Annotated in this window: 1 protein-coding gene; it reads left to right on the forward strand. The window is 45.0% G+C overall.

Going from position 1 to position 231, the window contains the following annotated elements; translation table 11 throughout:
* Positions 1–231 (forward strand): carboxyl transferase domain-containing protein (locus AOA62_RS32385; protein ID WP_368665723.1); only part of this gene is annotated, 231 nt, incomplete at both ends.

Below are 231 nucleotides of genomic sequence, written 5' to 3' on the forward strand. Positions count from 1 at the left end.
TACAAAAGGGGCTGACCCAGGTATTGAATCAGAAGAACGGGGACAGAGTGAAGCTATTGCTCGAAACTTAGTTGAGATGGCAGGGCTTAAGGTTCCTATTATCTGTGTTGTAATTGGTGAAGGTGGAAGTGGTGGTGCCCTTGCATTAGGCGTAGGAGATCGTATCTTTATGCTAGAAAACTCCACCTATTCTGTAATTTCACCAGAAGGAGCAGCCGCTATACTTTGGAA

Source organism: Pseudomonas sp. 2995-3, from assembly GCF_002742565.1.
GTDB lineage: Bacteria > Pseudomonadota > Gammaproteobacteria > Pseudomonadales > Pseudomonadaceae > Aquipseudomonas > Aquipseudomonas edaphica.